Source organism: Gilliamella sp. B14384G12 (assembly GCF_016101825.1).
Classification (GTDB): domain Bacteria; phylum Pseudomonadota; class Gammaproteobacteria; order Enterobacterales; family Orbaceae; genus Gilliamella; species Gilliamella apicola_N.
Genome location: NZ_JACFPU010000003.1, coordinates 273,990 through 294,122, shown reverse-complemented (window position 1 = coordinate 294,122; position 20,133 = coordinate 273,990). Strand labels below are relative to the sequence as shown.

Genomic DNA, 20,133 nt, shown 5'->3' with positions numbered 1-20,133 from the left:
CAGATGAATTGATTGAAAAAATAGAAGAATATATAGAATACTACAACACCAAACGGATTAAAGCCAAATTAAAAGGCCTGACTCCAGTTGAATATCGAAATCAGGCCTTACAAGCCGCTTAATAAAAGTGTCCAACTTTATGGGGTCACTTCACCTTTGATGCGCCTTTTTTTATTAATACCTATAACCATTTATCAAAAAATCATATTGATAATGCTGATAACCCCAATATAAAATTAGAATTGCACTGGCAAAGATTAGGACTGTTAATATTGTACAGATTTGGCTTTGATATCGAAATTTTTTCAAACAAAGCGTGATTAATCCTCCTAAGATAAACCCGGTTATTGCACCACCAATATGTGCCATATTATCAATAGAAGGTAATAAACCCAATCCAGCAGTGAGTAATAAACTCACCACAATGGATTTGATAGGCATCTCTTGTAAATCAGTACGATTAATCAATGAGTAAGCAAGTAGGGCGGTGATGATACCTAAAATTGCCCCTGAAGCGCCGCAGCTAATGACATTAATATGTATTGTGGCAACATCACTTGCTAAACTTCCAAATAAACCCGATAGCAAATAGATTCCAATAAAGGCTAAAGGAGGTATTAATTTTTCTAAAATAACGCCAATACTCCATAGTGCTAACATATTCATAGTAAGATGTGCTAATCCTACATGCATGAAAATATTAGTAAAAAGTCGCCAATATTCACCAGAAAATGTAAGTTGGGCAACATCAGCTCCCCAGTCAATTAAAAACTTACTTTGACTAAAATCTGATAATCCTCGCATATCAAAAATGCGAGAAATAATAAACCATGCAACATTAATTACTACTAAAATGCTGGTAATTTTGGCTTGATGATATAAAAATTGGAAATATTTTAAAAAGCTCATGTTTTGAGTTTTCCTATAAAAAAACAAAATAGATAAAAACAGATAGGTGATTTAATCCAGATGCTTTCCTAAAATAACTAAATCACGTTTAACGCCATCAAGTTCGGCAATTTTAGGTAATAATGCCCATTGTTGATAATTCATTTTTTTAAATAGATTCATACTAGGAAGATTATGCCCAAAGACATAGCTGAATATGGATTCAATACCAGCTTGTTTGGCAAATAATTCAATGCGTTCGATGGTTGTTTGACCAATTTTTTTTCCTCTAAAATCCTCATGTAGATACAAACTGATCTCAACTGTTTTTTCAAAAGCTGCACGACCATAAAAAGAGGATAAACTTACCCAACCACATGGTTGATTGGAATATTTGATTAACCAAATAGGTCGATTTTTAGGATTATGCTGATTAAACCAAACTACTCGACTTTCAACTGACACCGGCTCCAAATCGGCCGTAATTTGACGGCTAGCAATGGTAGAGTTATAAACATCAACAATAAAGGGCAAATCGTCTAAAGTGGCATCAGTATAGGTAATCATAAAAATAAAAAATAGTGGTTAATTGTGCCTCATTGTAATGGTTTTAATGCTGGCAAGCAATATTTGTTAAAAACGATCTAACTCTTAAAAAATCATAAAGTCATTCAGAATGATGCTCACAATATCTCCTAAAAAATATTACCAGATAAATTTTTTATTCAGGTCATTATTATTGTCAATGAAGTAGTATAAATTTTAAGGAAAGGGTAGAAAATAATTTCTTTAAATTAACCATATTCTATGGTTTAAACTTAAATTAAAAAATCAATAATGCCTTTATTAATCGACGTGATTTTTAGGTTTATGGTGCCAAATAAAGGTAAATAAAAAATTAATATATTTAAAAACTAATGTTTTAGTTATTCCTATAATAACTTTTCAAAATAGTTAGTTTTGTTTATTTTACTTTAGCTAGGAGATCACTTAATAATTTTGCTTTTGATTTTAGTATTTCCTCATCTTTGGATAATACGATGTTGTGTGAGTTTTTTAAAAAAAGTGTACTTTGTAAGGTTTCTTCCAAATTTTTATTTGAGTTGAAAGTAGGGGCTTATACCTAGTTTTTCAGCTGCACCAGAAAAATGAAGTTTTTCGCAGACAGCAAAAAATTATTGTTAAATATTTGTTAATTTTTTGCTATCAATATCTATAAATTTACTATTCCTCATAAGTTACTTAACAGATGTTCAAATGACTTTGCTATTTATCTTAGCTCAATCGAATCATTATTATGAATAAGATCTTTCCTTTTTACATTAGTTTATATTGTTTTTTCTACAATACGAATTTCGTATAACAAAATATGTATTTTTCAATTCTTGTTTTGTTAGTTACCCTCTCTTAAGCTTAATCAATCTCTAAATGTTATTTTGTTCATTGAATCAATGTCTAATCTCTTGTTTGACGTGAGGCATTATTGGCACTTATCTATTGGGTATAGTTTATCAAAGCATGGTTTGGAGTGGGATCATTATTCTAATCTTAGCTATTGTTGGTATTCAATACATTAAAAATGTAGCAGTTAATTATTAAGGAAACTCGTTATGAAAAAAAGATTATCACATTTCTTTCTATTTATGTTTTGCTTCTTTTATGCAGGATTTAGTATGGCAAATTCAACAAAGTTAGCTTCGGGCTTTAATGCCCCAACAGGAATCGCTTTTGATAGCTCTGGTGTGATGTATGTGACCAATTGGTCTGGTGATTCAATTGTAAAAGTTAGAGAGAATGGTGAACATGAGACCGTTTATACAGGTATCTCTTCTCCAGCAGGAATAGTCATTGACAAACAAGATAATATCTATGTTTCATCTTATAGTGATGACTATATTTTAAAAATTACGCCGAACGGCCAATCACAAAAAATATCAGAGGGCTATCAAACCCCTACCGGTATCTCTTTTTCTAATGATGGTAGACTATTAGTCACTAATCGTTCAACTGGTGAAATTGTATCACTTGATTTAGACACGAAACAAAAGACTATCGTAGCACGAGGATTGAATACGCCTGTTGGTGTTACTCAACTTGCTGATAATAGCTTAGTTGTATCTCAATATAGCGGTCGTTTGACCATGATCGAACCTAACGGTAATAAAACTGAATTAGGTGATCAATTCGAAGTTCCAGGAGTTGGTATTGCAACAATTTCATCAAATGTTGTGGCGGTCATTGATAATGGTGCTGGAATGTTGCGACAAATTGATGTAAAAACGAAAAAGGTAACAAATTTAGCTTCATCTTTATCGGGAGCAGTTGCATTAGCATATTATAAAAACAATTACTATGTTGGAACTTGGGGTGATGGTTCAGTATACATGGTAGATGGTAAGTAAGATTTTATAAGCAATCACAATCATTTTAACCAAAGTGTAGCAGCTAATTATTAAGGAAACTCGTTATGAAAAAAAGATTATCACATTTCTTTCTATTTATGTTTTGCTTCTTTTTTGCAGGATTTAGTATGGCAACTTCAACAAAGTTAGCTTCGGGCTTTAATGCCCCAACAGGAATCGCTTTTGATAGTTCAGGCGTGATGTATGTGACCAATTGGTCTGGTAGTTCAATTGTAAAAGTTAAAGAGAATGGTGAACATGAGACCTTTTATAGAGGTATCTCTTCTCCTTCAGGAATAGTCATTGATAAACAAGATAATGTATATGTTTCATCTTATAGTGGTGATTATATTTTAAAAATTACGCCAAACGGTCAATCACAAAAAATATCAGACGGCTATCAAACCCCTACCGGTATCGCTTTTTCTAATGATGGTCGACTATTAGTCACTAATCGTTCAACGGGTGAAATTGTATCACTTGATTTAGACACGAAACAAAAGACTATCGTAGCACGAGGATTGACTACTCCAGTTGGTGTTACTCAACTTGCTGATAATAGCTTAGTTGTATCTCAATATAGCGGTCGTTTAACCATGATCGAACCTAACGGTAATAAAACTGAATTAGGCGATCAATTCACTCGTCCAGGAGTTGGTATTGCAACAATTTCATCAAATGTTGTGGCGGTCATTGATAATGGTGCTGGAATGTTGCGACAAATTGATGTAAAAACGAAAAAGGTAACAAATTTAGCTTCATCTTTATCGGGAGCAGTTGCATTAGCATATTATAAAAACAATTATTATGTTGGAACTTGGGGTGATGGTTCAGTATACATGGTAGATGGTAAGTAAGATTTTATAAACAATCACAATTATTTTAACCAAAGTGTAGCAGCTAATTATTAAGGAAACTCGTTATGAAAAAAAGATTATCACATTTCTTTCTATTTATGTTTTGCTTCTTTTTTGCAGGATTTAGTATGGCAACTTCAACAAAGTTAGCTTCGGGCTTTAATGCCCCAACAGGAATCGCTTTTGATAGTTCAGGCGTGATGTATGTGACCAATTGGTCTGGTAGTTCAATCGTAAAAGTTAAAGAGAATGGTGAACATGAGACCTTTTATAGAGGTATCTCTTCTCCTTCAGGAATAGTCATTGATAAACAAGATAATGTATATGTTTCATCTTATAGTGGTGATTATATTTTAAAAATTACGCCGAACGGTCAATCACAAAAAATATCAGACGGCTATCATACGCCTACCGGTATCGCTTTTTCTAATGATGGTAGACTATTAGTCACTAATCGTTCAACGGGTGAAATTGTATCACTTGATTTAGACACGAAACAAAAGACTATCGTAGCACGAGGATTGACTACTCCAGTTGGTGTTACTCAACTTGCTGATAATAGCTTAGTTGTATCTCAATATAGCGGTCGTTTAACCATGATTGAACCTAACGGTAATAAAACTGAATTAGGTGATCAATTCACTCGTCCAGGAGTTGGTATTGCAACAATTTCATCAAATGTTGTGGCGGTCATTGATAATGGTGCTGGAATGTTGCGACAAATTGATGTAAAAACGAAAAAGGTAACAAATTTAGCTTCATCTTTATCGGGAGCAGTTGCATTAACATATTATAAAAACAATTACTATGTTGGAACTTGGGGTGATGGTTCAGTATACATGGTAGATGGTAATTAAGATCTGATAAGTAATCATAATTACTTTAGCTAGTTGGTAGAAGTAAAGTTTTATATAAAGATACGAAGATAAAACTTATGAGTATAGGATGTTCAGGTTTAAAATTGTAGATATAATTAGTTCATTTCTATTAAATTTTAAATAAAATAATAAGGTTAATTTTCAATTAATCATTGTGTTTTATAATATTGATGCAAGCCATATACAAAACAATATATAGGAATATCAATGAAAAAAAGAATTAATAAACCTTATTATGCTCTTGCTCCTAATGAAGCTCATTTTCTATTTAAACGCAGCTTTATATTCAATTCACAACAGGCGATATTTGTAAAAATTCTAGGTACAATTCATCGCCTGCATTTCCTTAAATATGCTTTTATGGTATTAGCTGGTTAGGTCGTTGCTTTTATATTGGTATGTTTTCTTTTGCACCGTTTTTCACTTTAAATAACCAGTTAACACAGCTTATTAATTTAATCCCATTAGTAGGTATAGTTGTTATAATCTATCTTATTAGGCATTACGTACAAATCTATTTCGAAATATAATCAATTAAAAAACTTTACAAAGAAGTTACATGGGCAGTTGAATGTTATTGTGTTTTTTTTGAATAAGGTATTTGTATAAAATCAATAGACATGGACGGTGTATTTTATTAGGATGATTTTATGGCTATAGGATGCAGTAAAGATGCTTTAGTTTTCTATTTTTGTCCTGCAAGTACAAAAAAGTGGAAAATTTTTCAAACAATACTATCCTCGTTTAGACAATGTTTACATTTTTATTGATGGTGATGAGAAAATACTAGAACTCATAAAATTAGTCGATGAACAAGTTGGCGATCTAGTTGCTTGTATATAATGATCTAAAAAAGGTAAATTTTTATTTCTAGGTTCTAATTTTATTATTTAAACTTATTTGTTTAATTATATTGTTTTGGTACAAAAGGGATGATAATTTGCACTATTAATATATCACTTAATTTTAGTAGGAACAGCAATTATTATAAGCTAATGAGCTGTGTGAAATTTAATCAATAAAGATGATATTATATAAGAAAAGTTCAAAAAATTATAGAGTTTGGAAATAAAAAAAGGTCCCTGCAATTAATTGATTTTACATTAGTTAACAAATCTTTCTAAGATAAGTTTGCTAATTTTTTTTAAAATATTATACTTCGCAACATAAGATTGCATTTATAAAAAAGCAATCATTTGTCGGGAGGAAGTAATAAGATGTTAAAGTGCAGTTGGTTTGTAGGAGATCATAATTTAGATTCTTCTTTAAATCCCCAAAAGTGTTTTCAGTCCGTCTCTAATCTTGCATCGGGCTTATCTGAATTAATGTTAGATAAATCTTTCTATTGCAAGATTTTGTTGATCAGTGCAAGTATTTTTGTAGTGCTAAGTATTAATGATGTAACTGCATTAAATGTCAGGACAGCAAATGTAATTCAAGCTAATCCGACGTACTTAATTAATACTGAAGAAGTTGAAACGCAATCAGGTTCAACTCTATCTGATGAAGGCGTAAATGCAGAGAATAATGATGAGTCAAATACAGTTGGTGAACTTGAAGATGAATCTGAATCAGATGAGCAAATGATTGAGGCAACGCCTATATCAGGTAAAAATCACTTAATTAAATCCATACACTAAACAGTTATTGTATTAATATGCTGGTGCTAAGTTCAGTATGTTAGTTGATACTTAAGTAAAAAGGAAAATGATACCATTGAAAGGCGTATAAGGAAACCATGATGAAGATTGAAATACATTTTAAATATTATTTAAATCAATGATAGGTCTATCTTACTGTCAATTCAAAACCTAATATGATCTACTTAATACTAGTGTTTTTTTATATTAGTGGAGCTTACCATATGGCCATTCAATAATGGATTAGTTAATACTAATATAAAATTTTATGGTTTGAAAGAAATACCTGCCTTGTCTAGATAACATATTGTATTTCAATAATTTGTTTTATGATAAAGTCTAATTTTAAGTAGGATAATAGCAGTGATAGTTGGATACCAACAAAATCAATTATGCATCTTGCAACAGTAATCATTTTATATTTGGCTGAATAGTTATTTTAAATTCAATAATGAATCTCATTTCAATGACCAAAATTTATTGTTACACAATTTAAATATCCATGTAACCACATTATTGTTCGAAATTAGTATCGTAAAATCAATTCCAAACAGAGCAATCATCAACCAAATTATCTAAAATAATAAAAAACTGTAATATGCTTGCAACCGCTGTGAAATCAAAGTTGATTATAGCAGGGGTAACGGTCTAATCTCTTTGGGCATCAATTAAATAATACATTTGTTCAATATCCCATTTTTTACTAAAACGTATAGTTAACCTGAAACTTTTTCACAGTATAATCGGGCATAAAATTTATAAGGTTATATTGACTCTGCCACGGGTAATATCACTGATATTTTTTTGTAATATCACTGAATTATCTTTAGTAATAGCTACGCTTACTTTTACTCCTTCAGCATCAAATTCTTGATTTTCAATAATCGCATCAAGTTCTTTAAGGCGATTTTCGATAATAGGCCATTCGTTATAGTAACAATGAAATTGCAAAGTAATGCGTGCTATAAGTTCAATCAATGTCGCTTGTTGAAGGCAGTGACTTGCAGAACCACCATATGCACGAATTAACCCCCCAGTGCCTAATTTTATACCACCAAAGTAACGAGTAACGACAACTACAACTTGATCGCAATCTTGCCCTTCAATCGCTGACAAAATAGGGCGTCCCGCTGTACTGGTCGGTTCGCCATCATCATTAAAACGGTATTGCTGTCCAATCTTCCATGCCCAGCAATTATGAGTGGCATTAGGATCATTGATTGAGTCAATGAATTGAGCAGCTTGTTCGGCCGAGGTTACTGGCGCCGCATTGACAATAAAACGACTTTTTTTGATTTCTTCGGTGAGTTGGGTGGGAATTGCTAATGTATATGGCATTCGTATTCTGGTAAAATTGTTTCATAACTGATAATGATACTGATCATAATTAAAATGTCTATTAATTTACAACAATTAAAACAAACCCAGTTATCGTTGGCTAATCAAGTGAGATTGTCCGATGACTTTAACGAACCAATCAATTTTATTGGTGGTACTGATGTGGGATTTGAAGATGATGGTAATATTACTCGAGCAGCGATAGTCGTGCTAAGTTATCCTGAATTTTCTGTTGTTGAATATCATATAGCTCGTTTAAAAACAGAGTTTCCTTATATTCCTGGCTATTTATCCTTTCGGGAATATCCTGCTTTATTGGCAGCATGGCAACCAATAAAGCAAAAACCAGATTTGCTATTGGTCGATGGTCAAGGTTTTGCCCATCCTAGACGTTTAGGAATTGCCAGTCATCTTGGTTTATTGTTGGACATGCCAACCATTGGAGTGGCTAAAAAACGATTATGTGGGCAATATGAAACATTACCAAAACAAGCAGGCAATGTAACTGCTTTGTTAGATAAACAACAGCAGATAGGTTGGGTATTGCAAAGTAAAAATAATTGTAATCCTTTATTTATTTCAGCAGGACATCGTGTCAGTCAAGAGAGTGCATTAAAGTGGGTGAACCTGTGTTTAAGAGGTTATCGTTTACCTGAGCCAACTCGTTGGGCAGATGCGATTGCGTCGAATAAACCTCTATTTAAGAAGTTATTAAATGAAAAATAGTCATCAAGAGCCTTTAAAAAAAGGCGGTTTTACGTTTAAACGTTTTTTTGTTGCGCATGATAAAAGTCCTATGCAGGTAACAACGGATAGTTGTTTACTTGGTGCTTGGGCTCCAATTGACCATCATCCGCAAAAAATCCTTGATATTGGTACAGGATGTGGAGTGATAGCATTAATGTTGGCTCAACGTTTGGCTCATGACCCTTGCCAAATTGATGCTATTGATATTAATGCGGATGCTATAAAGCAGTGTCAAGAAAATAGTATGCACGCAGGTTTGTCATCGGTCAGGGCTCAACAAGCAGATATTAATAAATTTGGTCTTAATCTGGCAGCATGTTATGATCTAATTGTAACAAATCCGCCTTATTTTGACCCAGCAGTTGACTGTCGCAATAGCCAACGACAACTTGCTCGTTATACTGAAAGTTTGAATTTTGAACAGCTTATAAACTCAGTTAAACGCTTGTTAAAACCAGGTGGTCTGTTTTGTTTGGTTCTCCCTTTTCATATGGCTGATCAGTTTATTTGTCTGTGTAAGGCAAATCAGCTTTTTTTACAGCAAGAGTTGTATGTCAAATATAATGCCAATAAAAACTTTTCATTGTCCTTATTGGCTTTTTCTTTAATTAATAGTGGTCAAGTGCTCAGTGAGCAACTTTGTATGCGTGATGATGATGGACGTTATTCATCAGCATTCAGACAATTATTGAATGATTTTTATCTATTTCGAAAATAATTCTCTATTATGAGTTAATTAGGTAGCACATAAAAATAGATTATGGCAGTAATTGCTAAAATAATTATGGTGATAGCATAGATTTTATCGTGTAGAAAGCTGAAAGTAGGTAGTGCTCTTTGCTTTCTAGCGTATAAATAAAATACCAATCCAATGCCATATAAAATCATGGATAGTAATAGATAAGACACTCCACCTGCATAAATCAGCCATACCCCATAAATTGAACCCGTTGAGCCTAAAAAGATTAAGTAAGCTTTACCACGATTTATCGCCAATTTAAGTACAAAAAGGGCTGATAGCAGATAGGGAATAAGCACCATGGACGTGGATAATTGAATCAGCGTGTTATAGCCAGATTGATAAAAGTGAGCAAGGATGATGAGTATACTGATCAAAGTAGAAGTTAAATATAATGCATTGGCAGGGGTTCCTTTCTTGTTCAGTTTGCCAAAACAGCTCGGTACGGTGTGATCGTCACCTTGTCCACTTAGAAACAGCATTTCTGCAGCAAGTAGTAGCCATGATAATAGTCCACCACTCACGGATACAATAAGTCCAATGTTAATAAAAGTCGCTCCCCAACTACCTACAACATGCTCAATGACCAGTGCCATTGAAGGATTTTTCATCTCTGCTAATTCCTGTTGTGGAACAATGCCTAAAGATAATACCGATACGCAAATGAGTAATAAACTGGTGATAGCAAAGCCAAAAAAGGTGGCTCTACTAATGCTTAAGATACTCTTGGCGCGTGATGCATAAACTGTCGCACTTTCAATGCCTAAATAGACCCAAACCGTATAAAGCATAGTGTGTTTTATTTGATCAACAATAGAGCCTAATTGTGGGGTTCCCCAAAAGTCTGTTTTAAAGGTATCCACTTTGAACGCTAAAATGATGCAGACAATAAATAATCCAATTGGTACAATTTTAGCTAACGTAACTAAGCAATTTAATAAAAATGCATGATAGATACCTTTTAATACAAACGAATTGACAATCCATAAGAAAATAAGGGCACCGATAACTGCTGGCAACGTGGTACCATTGCCAAAATAGCTGAAACAATCAAACGAGCCGAGAGCACTAAACAAGATAACCAAATAACTTGTGCATGACATCCATGCAGAAATCCAATACCCCCATGCCGCATTAAAGCCAATATAATCACCAAATCCCGCTCGTACATATCCATATAATCCATCATTGATTTTATAAAAACGGATCGATAAATACTGAAAGATTCTTGTTAGCATTAGCATACCAAATAAGGTGATAACCCATGCAATTAATATTGCTCCTGCACCGGCTCCTTCAGCCATATTTTGTGGTAGGCTAAAAATACCACTCCCTACAATACTTCCCACCACCATTAAAGTGAGAGGAAGTATACCAAGCTTTTTTCTTACTGGTGTATTCATATTAATTTCTTATTTAATTATTTATATAATAAATTGTTTTTTTAATTAAAATCTCAATGACATACAACTTACACCACCGTCAATTTTACGGTATTCCGATGTATCAACTTCAATTACTTGATAACCAAGTGCTTCGATTTTTGCTTTGGTAATTGGATAGCCTGCAGGCATAATGACTCGTTCATTCACCCAAATACAGTTAGCGGCATAACTTTCATGCTCAGGAATTTCAATAATATTAAGGTGTTGAAACTCAGGTTTAGTAACAAATTCACCCGCTGCTAACAAATTATCATGTTCTAAATAGGCAAGACCCGTTTTTAAATGTAGTACTTTTTCTAAAGTAACCACAGATCCTGATAATCCATATTTTTCTAGTATTGCAATCATTTGATCTGCACCCGATTGATTGGTTCGCGCTGATAAACCAATATAATAATGATTACCAACCATCATTATATCTCCCGCTTCAACTGTGCCAGGTGCGGTAATTCTTTCAACTTTATTGGGGTAAAATCTTTCAATAGTTTCGCTAATAATTTCGGTTTCGCCACGACGGCTTTCGGCACCGGGTCTAGTAATAATGGCGCAATGTGGGGTACACAAAACTGGATCTTCAACAAATACAGAATCTGGAAAACGTTCATCAGCCGGTAAAATAGTGATATCAACATCACATTGTTGCAAAGCTCGAATATAGTTATTGTGTTGATCTAACGCTTTTTGATAATCGGGTTTACCCAAGTTAGCTGATGTTAAACCATCGATAAGTGATTTGGCTGGTGTTCTTGCAATAATATGATTAAATTTTTTCATTCGTTTTAAATCCTTTTTTAATTAAATAATTATGCTTTATTTTTGAATAATAATTCACAATAATAACTTTATCAAGAGTTAATATGACTTTTTATGCAATTTTTGTGTTTTTTTATTCAAGTGGGAAATTTGATTGGTGGATAAAACTTAAATGAAAGAAAAATAGAGGCTGATTATTTTTTATAAAAAAGGGTAATAAACATTACCCTTAAAATTTATTTTTTAGCTGTTATAAAGGCTTTATAGGTTATTCACCATTAAAATCGACCAATGTATAACAGTTAATCCCCATCTTGGTTAACTTAGTTTTACCTTGTAAATCTGGTAAGTTAATAACAAATGCTGCATCTTCAGCTATTCCTCCCGCTTTTTGAATTAATTTAGCGGTTGCGGCAACGGTCCCACCTGTCGCAAGTAGATCATCAATGATTAGCACTCGTTCATTAGGTTTTATTGCATCGCAATGCATTTCTAATGTATCGGTACCATATTCAAGTTGATATTCTTCTTTAAACACATTACGGGGTAACTTATTGGGTTTTCTTACCGGTACAAAACCCACACCTAATGCTAAGGCTAAAGGTGCTGCAAAAATAAAACCACGGGCTTCTGTTCCAACAACTTTATCAATATTTTTATCTTTATAATGATCAATTAAAAGATCGACAGAAGTTCTAAAAGCGATAGGGTCTTCAAGTAAACTGGTGATATCTCGAAACAATATCCCTTGTTTTGGATAATCGGGGATAGTAATAATGCTATTTTTAATAAGTTCAAGTTTTTCTTGCAATTGAGTCATATCAAATATTCTCTAACTATTTTCTTTAAGAGCAACTAATTTTTTATTATATACCCATGCTCTTTACAGTGGCAATAAACAAACAGTTAACACACCGTAAAATAGTGTGATAGGCGAGTTTGAATGCGATTACTGATATCCATTTGTGCATCCTTAAATTGGATTTTTACAACTTTTTACAACTAAATACATTATTTAGACAATAAATTTTGCAAATGATTAATAATTGAATAAACTTTATATGGAAGGAGAATTCAATGAAAATTATTAAAATATTTGCCCTGCTAGGACTTTCAGTGTGCAGCTTATTTGGTCATGCCCAAATAAATAAACAAATACAAGTTCGTTCAGAATTGTCATCACCAATTATTTTGGAAGGCACTCCAGAAACAAATTACTTAAAAGTCTCATTATCTGGTCAAAATATTGATTCCAAAAAACGTGTTCCGATTAATTTAGCTATTGTTATTGATAAATCTGGTTCAATGTCAGGACAGCGAATCGAAAAAGCGAGAGAGGCAGCTATTTTGGCGGTTAATATGTTGAATGAAAATGATACATTATCTATTGTTGCCTATGATTCCGAAGCAAGAGTGATTGTTCCAGCAACCAAAGTAGATAATAGACTGAGAATCATTGGACTTATTAATGAAAATATTTATGCAGAAGGAGGAACAGCTCTATTTGCTGGTTTGAGTAAAGGAATTAAACAAGTTGAAAATCAACTGACCAAAGATAAAGTTAATCGTATTATTTTGTTATCTGACGGTCAAGCGAATATTGGTCCAAGTTCAGTAGATGAACTTTCTCAGTTGGCTATTATTGCGGCAAAAAAGAATATCGCTATTACCACATTGGGAATTGGCTCTGATTATAATGAATTATTAATGTCATCAATCGCAAGTTATAGTGATGGAAATCATGTTTTTGTAAATAATTCTGCAGATCTCGAAAATGTGTTTGTTCACGAGTTTAATGATCTTATGTCAGCTATTGCTCAAGACGTTGTGATTACTATTCAATTGAAAAATGGCGTTAAACCTGTACGTTTGCTTGGTCGAGATGGTGTGATTAAAGGTAATGAAATAACCGTAAAAATGAATCAATTGTTTTCCAATCAAGAAAAATATGTATTGTTAGAGGTTATTCCAGATAAAGGTAAAGTAGGGCAAGAGAAAACTTTAGCTCAAGTTGATTTAAAATATGATAATTTATTAGAAAATAAAACTGAAAATGAAACTCAAGAGGTTCGCATTTCATACACCAAAGACAAAAAAATGGTGGATGATGCCATACATCATGATGTAGTTGTAGAAACCGAACTTCAGAAAGTGGCTCTTGAGAATGAAAAAGCATTAGAACTTTATAATCAAGGTAAACGAGATGAAGCACAACAATTATTAAGAGAAAATGGTGAAGCACTCAAAGCCATTTCAGCGCAATCGCCGACAATGTCAATGTCAGATAAAGAGAGAATAGAAAATCAAGCTCGAAAAAATAAAACCTTGGCCGAATCAGTTCAAAAACCAGATTTTAGTAAAACATTGACTGAAGAACAATTTCAGTTAAAACAGAGTGCAATAAAAAAATAATTATGAAAAAAATAACAACGATTTTATCTTTATTTTTATTAATGACCCTTATTAGCTTTTTAGGTTGGCGAAGTATAGAGCATGAAGTACTAATGCGCAAAAATAACGAAACTTTATTAGCTAAAAGTCATATTAACAATATTAAATTATCGATTGAATCGTTGTTAAATCAACGTATATCTTATTTTAATAGTTTGATTTCAATGATTGATTCGGATCACAATAATGCTAAAGAATTATTAGAAAAAGAAACTGACTTTAGAAAGATTTTTGTAATAAACAAGAATAATATTTTGTTTTTAAGTCACTCCGAGGATTCTTCATGGCATAGTTTGGTTGAATCAATTGCTTTAGACCATTCTCTTCTATTAAATCTAAAAGATCATGATGAACAATTTCAACCTAACTCTGGTTGGTATCAAAATTATGATCATCTTATATACTGGTTCATAGTATCGGATGATATTATTGGTTTTGAACTTTCAACGGTTAAACTTACATTTGATATCATTAATTTACTCGATAATCAGTCATTGGAGGATAACTTTAAACTTATTAATAATGATAAGCAGATTTATAGCAACGGTAAAACATTCGAGAATGAAATCACTGAGTCGCTAAAATACCCATTACAAAATTGGCATTTAACTTATTATTATTCATCACCTAATTTAGTGAATTTATATATATTAGGAATAGGGGGGATTGGACTATTAATTCTCGTTTTATTTGGATTTGTCTTTTATGGTTATCGAGAATACACACGTACTTTGCGCTTGGCAAAACAGCAAGTTACTTTTGTTGGGCAAGTTTCTCACGAATTTAAAACACCTTTAACCAACATCACCTTATATTCTGAAATGTTAAGCGAATATTTAGAAGAGGAACCCGCCCCCATTCCAGATTATTTGCAGGTAATAAGTGCAGAAAGCAAACGATTAACTCGACTTATTCAGAATGTTTTGGCTTTCAATAAACCCAATAACTTAAATATAAAACCTGTTAATTTAACGTCACTTCTTAAGCAAGTCTATCTTACTTTTAAACCTATACTAGCGGCTAAATCATTACAACTTAATTTAATAAATCTTGAAAATGATTGTATTGTAAATACAGATGCCGATAGTGTTATGCAAATTCTTAATAATTTTTTGAGTAATGCAGAAAAATATGCGTCTAAGGGTAAACAAGTTGATTTATCATTGTGTAGATCGGGTAAACAGGTTGTAATAACCGTTCGTGATTATGGTGAAGGTGTTGCCTCTCATTTGTTAAAACAGATTTTTAAACCATTTTATCGAGTCAGTTCATCTATTACCGAAGGTGTTTCTGGCACAGGGATAGGATTAACTATTGCCAACCAATTAGCCAAGCAACTGCAAGGTGAAATTAAAGTTATAAATAAAAACCCGGGTATTGCATTTTCACTTATTTTAATGGAACAAAAAAATGAAAATATTAATTGCTGAGGACGATAAGCATATTCTTAACGGCATGTCAGATCTTTTAGAAAAAGAAGGATATATAATCATTAAAGCTTGTAATGGTAAAGTTGCTCTTAAACTATTTGAACAACAACAACCTGATTTTATTATTTTGGATATTATGATGCCAGAGCTGGATGGTTATTCTGTTTGTCGTGAAATTCGTAAATTGAATGAAGATGTTCCTATTCTATTTTTATCTGCAAAAGATGAGGAAATTGACCGAGTAGTAGGTTTTGAACTTGGTGAAGATGATTATATGAATAAACCTTTTGGAATTCATGAATTAAGAGCAAGAATTAAAGCCATTGCAAAACGTTATTTGAAAGCGAAAAATTCAAATCTAACCAAAAGCGATTATTTTGAATTTGGTGATTTAAAAATTTATCCTACTGAATTATATGCAAAACGAAATGACCAAATTATCGAGTTAACATTAAGAGAAATTAAAATATTGGAATGTTTATATCAACATAAAAATCAGGTTGTTACTCGTGATATGCTTTTCGATTATGCATGGGGATATGATTTTTTACCGAGCAGTCGGACGCTTGACCAACATATTTCAAAACTGAGAAAACAAATAGAACTTAAGCCAACAATACCTATTTTAATCAAAACTATTCATGGCATTGGTTATCGGCATTAGATCGCTTTAGTAATTGGGTTAAATATTTTCAATTTTTTGTTTTACTCAGTTTGATTTTGTGAGTGTGATTTTTCATGTTCTATTAACCATTTTTTTCTTTCTAATCCTCCTCCATAGCCAATAAGTTCACCACTAGATCCGATTACTCGATGGCATGGAATGATGATTGCTACACGATTATTACCATTGGCGTTGGCTACTGCTCGAATTGCCAATGGATTATTTATTCTTTGTGCTTGCCGTTTGTAAGTTGTCAGTTCACCATAGGGAATTTCTTTTAAACATTCCCAAACGGTTTGTTGGAAAGGCGTTCCAGGTGTATGTAATGCCACAGTGAAATGAGTTCTGATCCCTTGAAAATATTCGGAAATCTCAATTTTGGCTTGTTTTATGTGTTCGTTTTCTCCAAAAATAATCTTCATGTTAAGTTGGGTTTGTAATTGTTTGAATTCGGTTTCAAGCATTCGTCTATCAACAAATTCTAATAAACAAATACCTTGCTTGGTTGCACAAATAAACATTGGGCCTAACGGAGTAGTTAAGCGATCAATTAAAATAACGTCATATTGTCGATTGGTTGAGGGTGATTTTTTCATGATTTTTTTATAGGTATAACCAAAACCGCTTAAAGAATTATAGCCTGTATCAAATGCGGTATTGATGATATTTTTTCCCGATTTAATTTCCTGAAAAGCATTGTTAATTCGAAACATTCGCTGATAGGCATGAAACGTTATTCCATAATGTTTTTTGAACCATCGACGAATAATTTCTGGGCTTAAGTTATTCAATCTCAATTCATAATCCGTTATTTTTGTTTTAGGCTCTTTATTCATTAATTCAATGGCTTTGATTACCTCTTCCGGTGCTTGATTTGAATTTTCAGTGGGTTTACATATTTTGCAAGGTCGATATCCCTCATCAAGGGCTGACTTAAAAGTTGAGAAAAATTCGACATTTTCATATTTTGGTTTTCTTGCTCGGCATGTAGCAATACAAAAAATAGATGTCGTTTTAACACCTACATAGAAAATTCCTACGTAACTTTGATTTCGGTCAAGTAAGGCTCGGTAATAAATTTCTGTTTGTTTAGTATCGGTAATTAGCATCGAATGTTTCTTTTAGATTAATTGATTTTCATTAGGTTGTAAGCTTATTAAAAAAGCTATTTTCTTGGCAACCGAAAAATTGACAACTATTTTCAAACATAATTATTTGATAAAAATTTCAGATATTTGATCAAAAATAATTGCCAAACGAATGAATATCCAATCTAATACTCACGTTCAATAAAGGTAAAATTTTATGGATAATGAATAATTCAGATAAATGATTTATCTGATTTTTTATTTTAATTTATTAATAATAATTGCAAAATTTCAGAAATGAAAAGGAATAAAAAATGAAAAAAGTATCTGCTATTATGGCATTACTATTGTTTTCAGGACTTGCACAAGCAAGAACCTATGATGAAATTGTCAATTCAGGATTTTTAAAAGTTGGTGTCCCCGCTGATTATGCACCATTGGCTTTTTATAATACCCAAGAAAAATTGGTCGGTTTTGATATTGATATGGCAAAAGATTTCGCAAAACAATTAAATGTGATGCCGGTATTTTATATCACTAGTTGGCCAACCTTATCACAAGATTTAGCGGATGATAATTATGATATTGCTATGGGTGGTGTAACTTATACAAAAGATCGTGCAGAAAAATTCTTACTTTCTGATGAAATAGTGCCAAATGGTAAAGTAGCGTTAGCTGCATGCCATGTTGCATCCAATTTATCAAGTCTAGACAAAATTGATCAACCTGATGTTAAGGTGGTCGTTAATCCTGGTGGTACCAATGAAAGCTTTGTCAATGATAATATTCATAAGGCCCAAGTGATTCGCGTAGAAAATAATTTTGATAATATCCAAGCTTTGCGTGATAAAACAGCCGACCTTATGGTAACGGATCTTATTGAAGGTCAGTATTATCAATATAAAGAGCCAAATGTTTTATGTTTAGCAACTGACACCCCATTTAAAGGTACAGAAAGCTATAAAGCTTATATGGTTCAATCAGGCAACCAAAAACTTTTGGATGCAATTAATAGTTGGCTTCCTAATTCAAATAAGCAGCAATTAGCGTTAAAATGGGGCGTAAAAACTCAATTAAATTAGTTCGCTAGTAACCTATTAAATATGGCGGTTAACACTGCCATTATTATCCTAAATAATATCTGTTTTAGTTCTATTTTTGTTGGTTACCAATAGATCCATTAGGTCATTATCTCTCTTCTAAATAATGTATATTAATCTTTTTTGGAGTAATACTAAAATGAATTACTATGATTTTTTAGTCATTGCATTAAAGTTGTTGGTTGTATTCATCTGTATTATCTTATTTTTAAAAATTACTGGTAAGACCTCACTATCCCAAATGTCGAGTATTGATTTTATTGGTAATATGATTTTAGGTGGAATTGCGGGAGGGATTATCTATAATCCAAAGTTAACCGTTTTTGATTTTTTGGTGGTGTTAATAATGTGGACAGCCATTATGTATACTTCCAACTATTTAAAGAAAAGAAGTCAAAATGCCAAAGCATTCATTGTTGGTAATCCGATTATTTTAATGGAAAAGGGTAAAATTAAACTAGATGCCTTTACCAGTGTTAACTTGGATTTTTCCAGCTTTGCTGTACTACTTAGAATGAAGAATATTTTTACTATTCATACTGTTGATAAAGCTATTTTGGAGCCGAATGGTCAATTAACTGTGGTTAAAAAAGGTGATAAAGATATATCTGTCCTTGTATTAGAAAATGAAAGCCCCAATGAAGATGGGTTAAAATCGATTGGCAAAGATGAAGATTGGCTAAAATCTAAATTAGCTGAGCAGGGTTATGCTAATTATGATGGATTATATTGTGTTGAATACTATGATGATCGTCTTTTTGTCATACCAAGCGAACTTGTTGATTGACTTTTTGTTATGGCAAATTTTTAATTAATAAACCTTAACCATTATTTGGCTAAGGTTTTATAAAGAGTTTTACTATTTTAGTTATATAAAGGCGATCGGTTTAATGATTTAACAATAAAGCTTGGTACTTGAAAATTATTATTGAGTTTTTGCTGGATTTGTTTCGCTTCTTGTTCCGTTTTACATTGAGTGAAGATACAAGCACCTGTTCCAGTTAACCTGGTTGGGGCAAATTGAGACAGATAAGTAATAACCTTATCAACAATTGGATATCGTTTTCGAACGACATTTTCACAATCATTTTTAAACTGATCAAATGGTAAAGCTAATAAATCATCAAGATCTCGGCTTGGTGTATTACGGGTAAGTTCAGGATCATTAAACACTTTAACTGTGGAGATTTCAATGTTAGGGTAGGTGACTAAATACCAATATTGTGGAATATCAACCGTTAATAACTGATCACCAATGCCTTGGGCAAAAGCTGCATGACCATAAATAAAGATAGGCACATCAGCCCCAATTTTCCGTCCTATTTCAATTAATGTTTCCGTTGTTAAATTGAGTTGCCATAATTGATTAAGCGCGACTAATACCGTTGCAGCATTTGATGACGCACCACCCAGTCCACCACCCATAGGGATTTTTTTATCAATAGTGATATCTACCCCCAAATCCTGACGATTTGTATAAGATTTTAACCGATTGGCAGCAATAACCATCAAGTTTTTATCTTCAGGTACATTAACAAACTCGGTCAGTAAATGGATCTGGTTATCCTGACGTACTTTAAATGTTACAATGTCACAATAATCAATGAACTGAAATAAGGTTTGTAAATTGTGATAATTGTCAGCACGACGCCCAGTTATATAGAGAAATAAATTTAATTTTGCTGGTGAATACCACTGTTTCATTATGACTTC

At 32.5% G+C, this 20,133-nt stretch carries 21 protein-coding genes; 13 read left to right on the top strand and 8 right to left on the bottom strand.

All coding sequences use genetic code 11. The features are described 5' to 3' along the window. Positions 1 to 122 (top strand): IS3 family transposase (locus H3S73_RS05855; protein WP_144092339.1); only part of this gene is annotated, 122 nt, incomplete at its 5' end. 52 nt (positions 123 to 174) lie between these two features. On the opposite strand, the gene H3S73_RS05850 is transcribed toward H3S73_RS05855, so the two are convergent. Together H3S73_RS05850 and H3S73_RS05845 are read right to left on the bottom strand one after the other, a co-directional pair. Beyond that, a complete protein-coding gene (locus H3S73_RS05850; RefSeq protein WP_198236869.1) occupies positions 175 to 909 on the bottom strand; it encodes a rhomboid family intramembrane serine protease in 735 nt (244 codons plus the stop codon). Between the two features lie 51 nt (positions 910 to 960). Further along, positions 961 to 1,455, bottom strand: a complete 495-nt coding sequence (locus tag H3S73_RS05845; protein WP_198228954.1) for a GNAT family N-acetyltransferase — start codon at positions 1,453 to 1,455, stop codon at positions 961 to 963. A gap of 1,043 nt (positions 1,456 to 2,498) precedes the next feature. Here H3S73_RS05845 and H3S73_RS05840 point away from each other — a divergent pair. The 5 genes from H3S73_RS05840 to H3S73_RS05820 all read left to right on the top strand — a co-directional run bounded on the left by H3S73_RS05840 (position 2,499) and on the right by H3S73_RS05820 (position 6,665). Then, a complete protein-coding gene (locus tag H3S73_RS05840; protein WP_198236870.1) occupies positions 2,499 to 3,290 on the top strand; it encodes a hypothetical protein in 792 nt (263 codons plus the stop codon). A gap of 65 nt (positions 3,291 to 3,355) precedes the next feature. Beyond that, positions 3,356 to 4,147, top strand: coding sequence for a hypothetical protein (locus H3S73_RS05835; protein WP_198236871.1), 792 nt, complete (start codon positions 3,356 to 3,358; stop codon positions 4,145 to 4,147). Positions 4,148 to 4,212: 65 nt separating this feature from the next. Next, the gene (locus H3S73_RS05830; RefSeq protein ID WP_198236872.1) at positions 4,213 to 5,004 is read left to right on the top strand and encodes a hypothetical protein; all 792 of its coding nucleotides are present in this window, start codon (positions 4,213 to 4,215) and stop codon (positions 5,002 to 5,004) included. Positions 5,005 to 5,232: 228 nt separating this feature from the next. Beyond that, the gene (locus H3S73_RS05825) at positions 5,233 to 5,403 is read left to right on the top strand and encodes a hypothetical protein (RefSeq protein ID WP_198236873.1); all 171 of its coding nucleotides are present in this window, start codon (positions 5,233 to 5,235) and stop codon (positions 5,401 to 5,403) included. An 839-nt stretch (positions 5,404 to 6,242) separates the two neighbouring features. Next, a complete protein-coding gene (locus H3S73_RS05820) occupies positions 6,243 to 6,665 on the top strand; it encodes a hypothetical protein (RefSeq protein WP_198228959.1) in 423 nt (140 codons plus the stop codon). Positions 6,666 to 7,421: 756 nt separating this feature from the next. Here H3S73_RS05820 and H3S73_RS05815 read toward each other — a convergent pair. Continuing rightward, positions 7,422 to 8,003: a YigZ family protein gene (locus tag H3S73_RS05815; protein ID WP_198228960.1), complete on the bottom strand. Its 582-nt coding sequence runs from the start codon at positions 8,001 to 8,003 to the stop codon at positions 7,422 to 7,424. A gap of 60 nt (positions 8,004 to 8,063) precedes the next feature. Here H3S73_RS05815 and nfi point away from each other — a divergent pair, with 60 nt between their 5' ends. Both nfi and H3S73_RS05805 read left to right on the top strand, forming a co-directional pair. Beyond that, positions 8,064 to 8,729, top strand: coding sequence for a deoxyribonuclease V (gene nfi / locus H3S73_RS05810; protein ID WP_198228991.1), 666 nt, complete (start codon positions 8,064 to 8,066; stop codon positions 8,727 to 8,729). Beyond that, positions 8,719 to 9,468, top strand: a complete 750-nt coding sequence (locus tag H3S73_RS05805; RefSeq protein WP_198236874.1) for a tRNA1(Val) (adenine(37)-N6)-methyltransferase — start codon at positions 8,719 to 8,721, stop codon at positions 9,466 to 9,468. The genes nfi and H3S73_RS05805 overlap by 11 nt, the downstream gene beginning before the upstream one ends. A 14-nt stretch (positions 9,469 to 9,482) precedes the next feature. Here H3S73_RS05805 and H3S73_RS05800 read toward each other — a convergent pair whose 3' ends face one another. From H3S73_RS05800 to apt, 3 genes are all read right to left on the bottom strand, one after another. Next, a complete protein-coding gene (locus H3S73_RS05800) occupies positions 9,483 to 10,892 on the bottom strand; it encodes a basic amino acid/polyamine antiporter (RefSeq protein WP_198236875.1) in 1,410 nt (469 codons plus the stop codon). A 45-nt stretch (positions 10,893 to 10,937) separates the two neighbouring features. After that, the gene (gene ddaH, locus H3S73_RS05795) at positions 10,938 to 11,708 is read right to left on the bottom strand and encodes a dimethylargininase (protein ID WP_198228963.1); all 771 of its coding nucleotides are present in this window, start codon (positions 11,706 to 11,708) and stop codon (positions 10,938 to 10,940) included. 247 nt (positions 11,709 to 11,955) lie between these two features. Then, positions 11,956 to 12,507, bottom strand: coding sequence for an adenine phosphoribosyltransferase (apt, locus tag H3S73_RS05790; protein WP_198228964.1), 552 nt, complete (start codon positions 12,505 to 12,507; stop codon positions 11,956 to 11,958). Positions 12,508 to 12,764: 257 nt separating this feature from the next. On the opposite strand from apt, the gene H3S73_RS05785 reads away from it, so the two are divergent. From H3S73_RS05785 to H3S73_RS05775, 3 genes are read left to right on the top strand one after another with little or no spacing between them, the layout of a single operon-like run. Next, on the top strand, positions 12,765 to 14,099 hold the full coding sequence (locus H3S73_RS05785; protein WP_198236876.1) for a VWA domain-containing protein: 1,335 nt from the start codon (positions 12,765 to 12,767) through the stop codon (positions 14,097 to 14,099). Between the two features lie 2 nt (positions 14,100 to 14,101). Then, positions 14,102 to 15,568 carry a sensor histidine kinase KdpD gene (locus tag H3S73_RS05780; RefSeq protein WP_198236877.1) on the top strand — a complete coding sequence of 489 codons (1,467 nt, stop codon included), beginning with the start codon at positions 14,102 to 14,104 and terminating at the stop codon, positions 15,566 to 15,568. Further along, positions 15,549 to 16,232 (top strand): response regulator transcription factor, encoded by a 684-nt coding sequence (locus H3S73_RS05775; protein ID WP_198236878.1) that lies wholly within the window; start codon positions 15,549 to 15,551, stop codon positions 16,230 to 16,232. The genes H3S73_RS05780 and H3S73_RS05775 overlap by 20 nt, the downstream gene beginning before the upstream one ends. A gap of 41 nt (positions 16,233 to 16,273) precedes the next feature. On the opposite strand, the gene H3S73_RS05770 is transcribed toward H3S73_RS05775, so the two are convergent. After that, positions 16,274 to 17,341, bottom strand: a complete 1,068-nt coding sequence (locus tag H3S73_RS05770) for a bifunctional transcriptional activator/DNA repair enzyme AdaA (RefSeq protein WP_198236879.1) — start codon at positions 17,339 to 17,341, stop codon at positions 16,274 to 16,276. A 293-nt stretch (positions 17,342 to 17,634) separates the two neighbouring features. Here H3S73_RS05770 and H3S73_RS05765 point away from each other — a divergent pair, with 293 nt between their 5' ends. Both H3S73_RS05765 and H3S73_RS05760 read left to right on the top strand, forming a co-directional pair. Further along, positions 17,635 to 18,402, top strand: coding sequence for a transporter substrate-binding domain-containing protein (locus H3S73_RS05765; RefSeq protein ID WP_198236880.1), 768 nt, complete (start codon positions 17,635 to 17,637; stop codon positions 18,400 to 18,402). A 157-nt stretch (positions 18,403 to 18,559) separates the two neighbouring features. Beyond that, complete coding sequence (locus H3S73_RS05760; RefSeq protein ID WP_172397842.1) at positions 18,560 to 19,207, top strand: DUF421 domain-containing protein; 648 nt, start codon at positions 18,560 to 18,562, stop codon at positions 19,205 to 19,207. 77 nt (positions 19,208 to 19,284) lie between these two features. Here the strand turns inward: H3S73_RS05760 and ispE are convergent, their stop codons facing one another. Next, complete coding sequence (ispE, locus tag H3S73_RS05755; RefSeq protein WP_198236881.1) at positions 19,285 to 20,124, bottom strand: 4-(cytidine 5'-diphospho)-2-C-methyl-D-erythritol kinase; 840 nt, start codon at positions 20,122 to 20,124, stop codon at positions 19,285 to 19,287. Between the last annotated feature and the right edge of the window lie 9 nt (positions 20,125 to 20,133).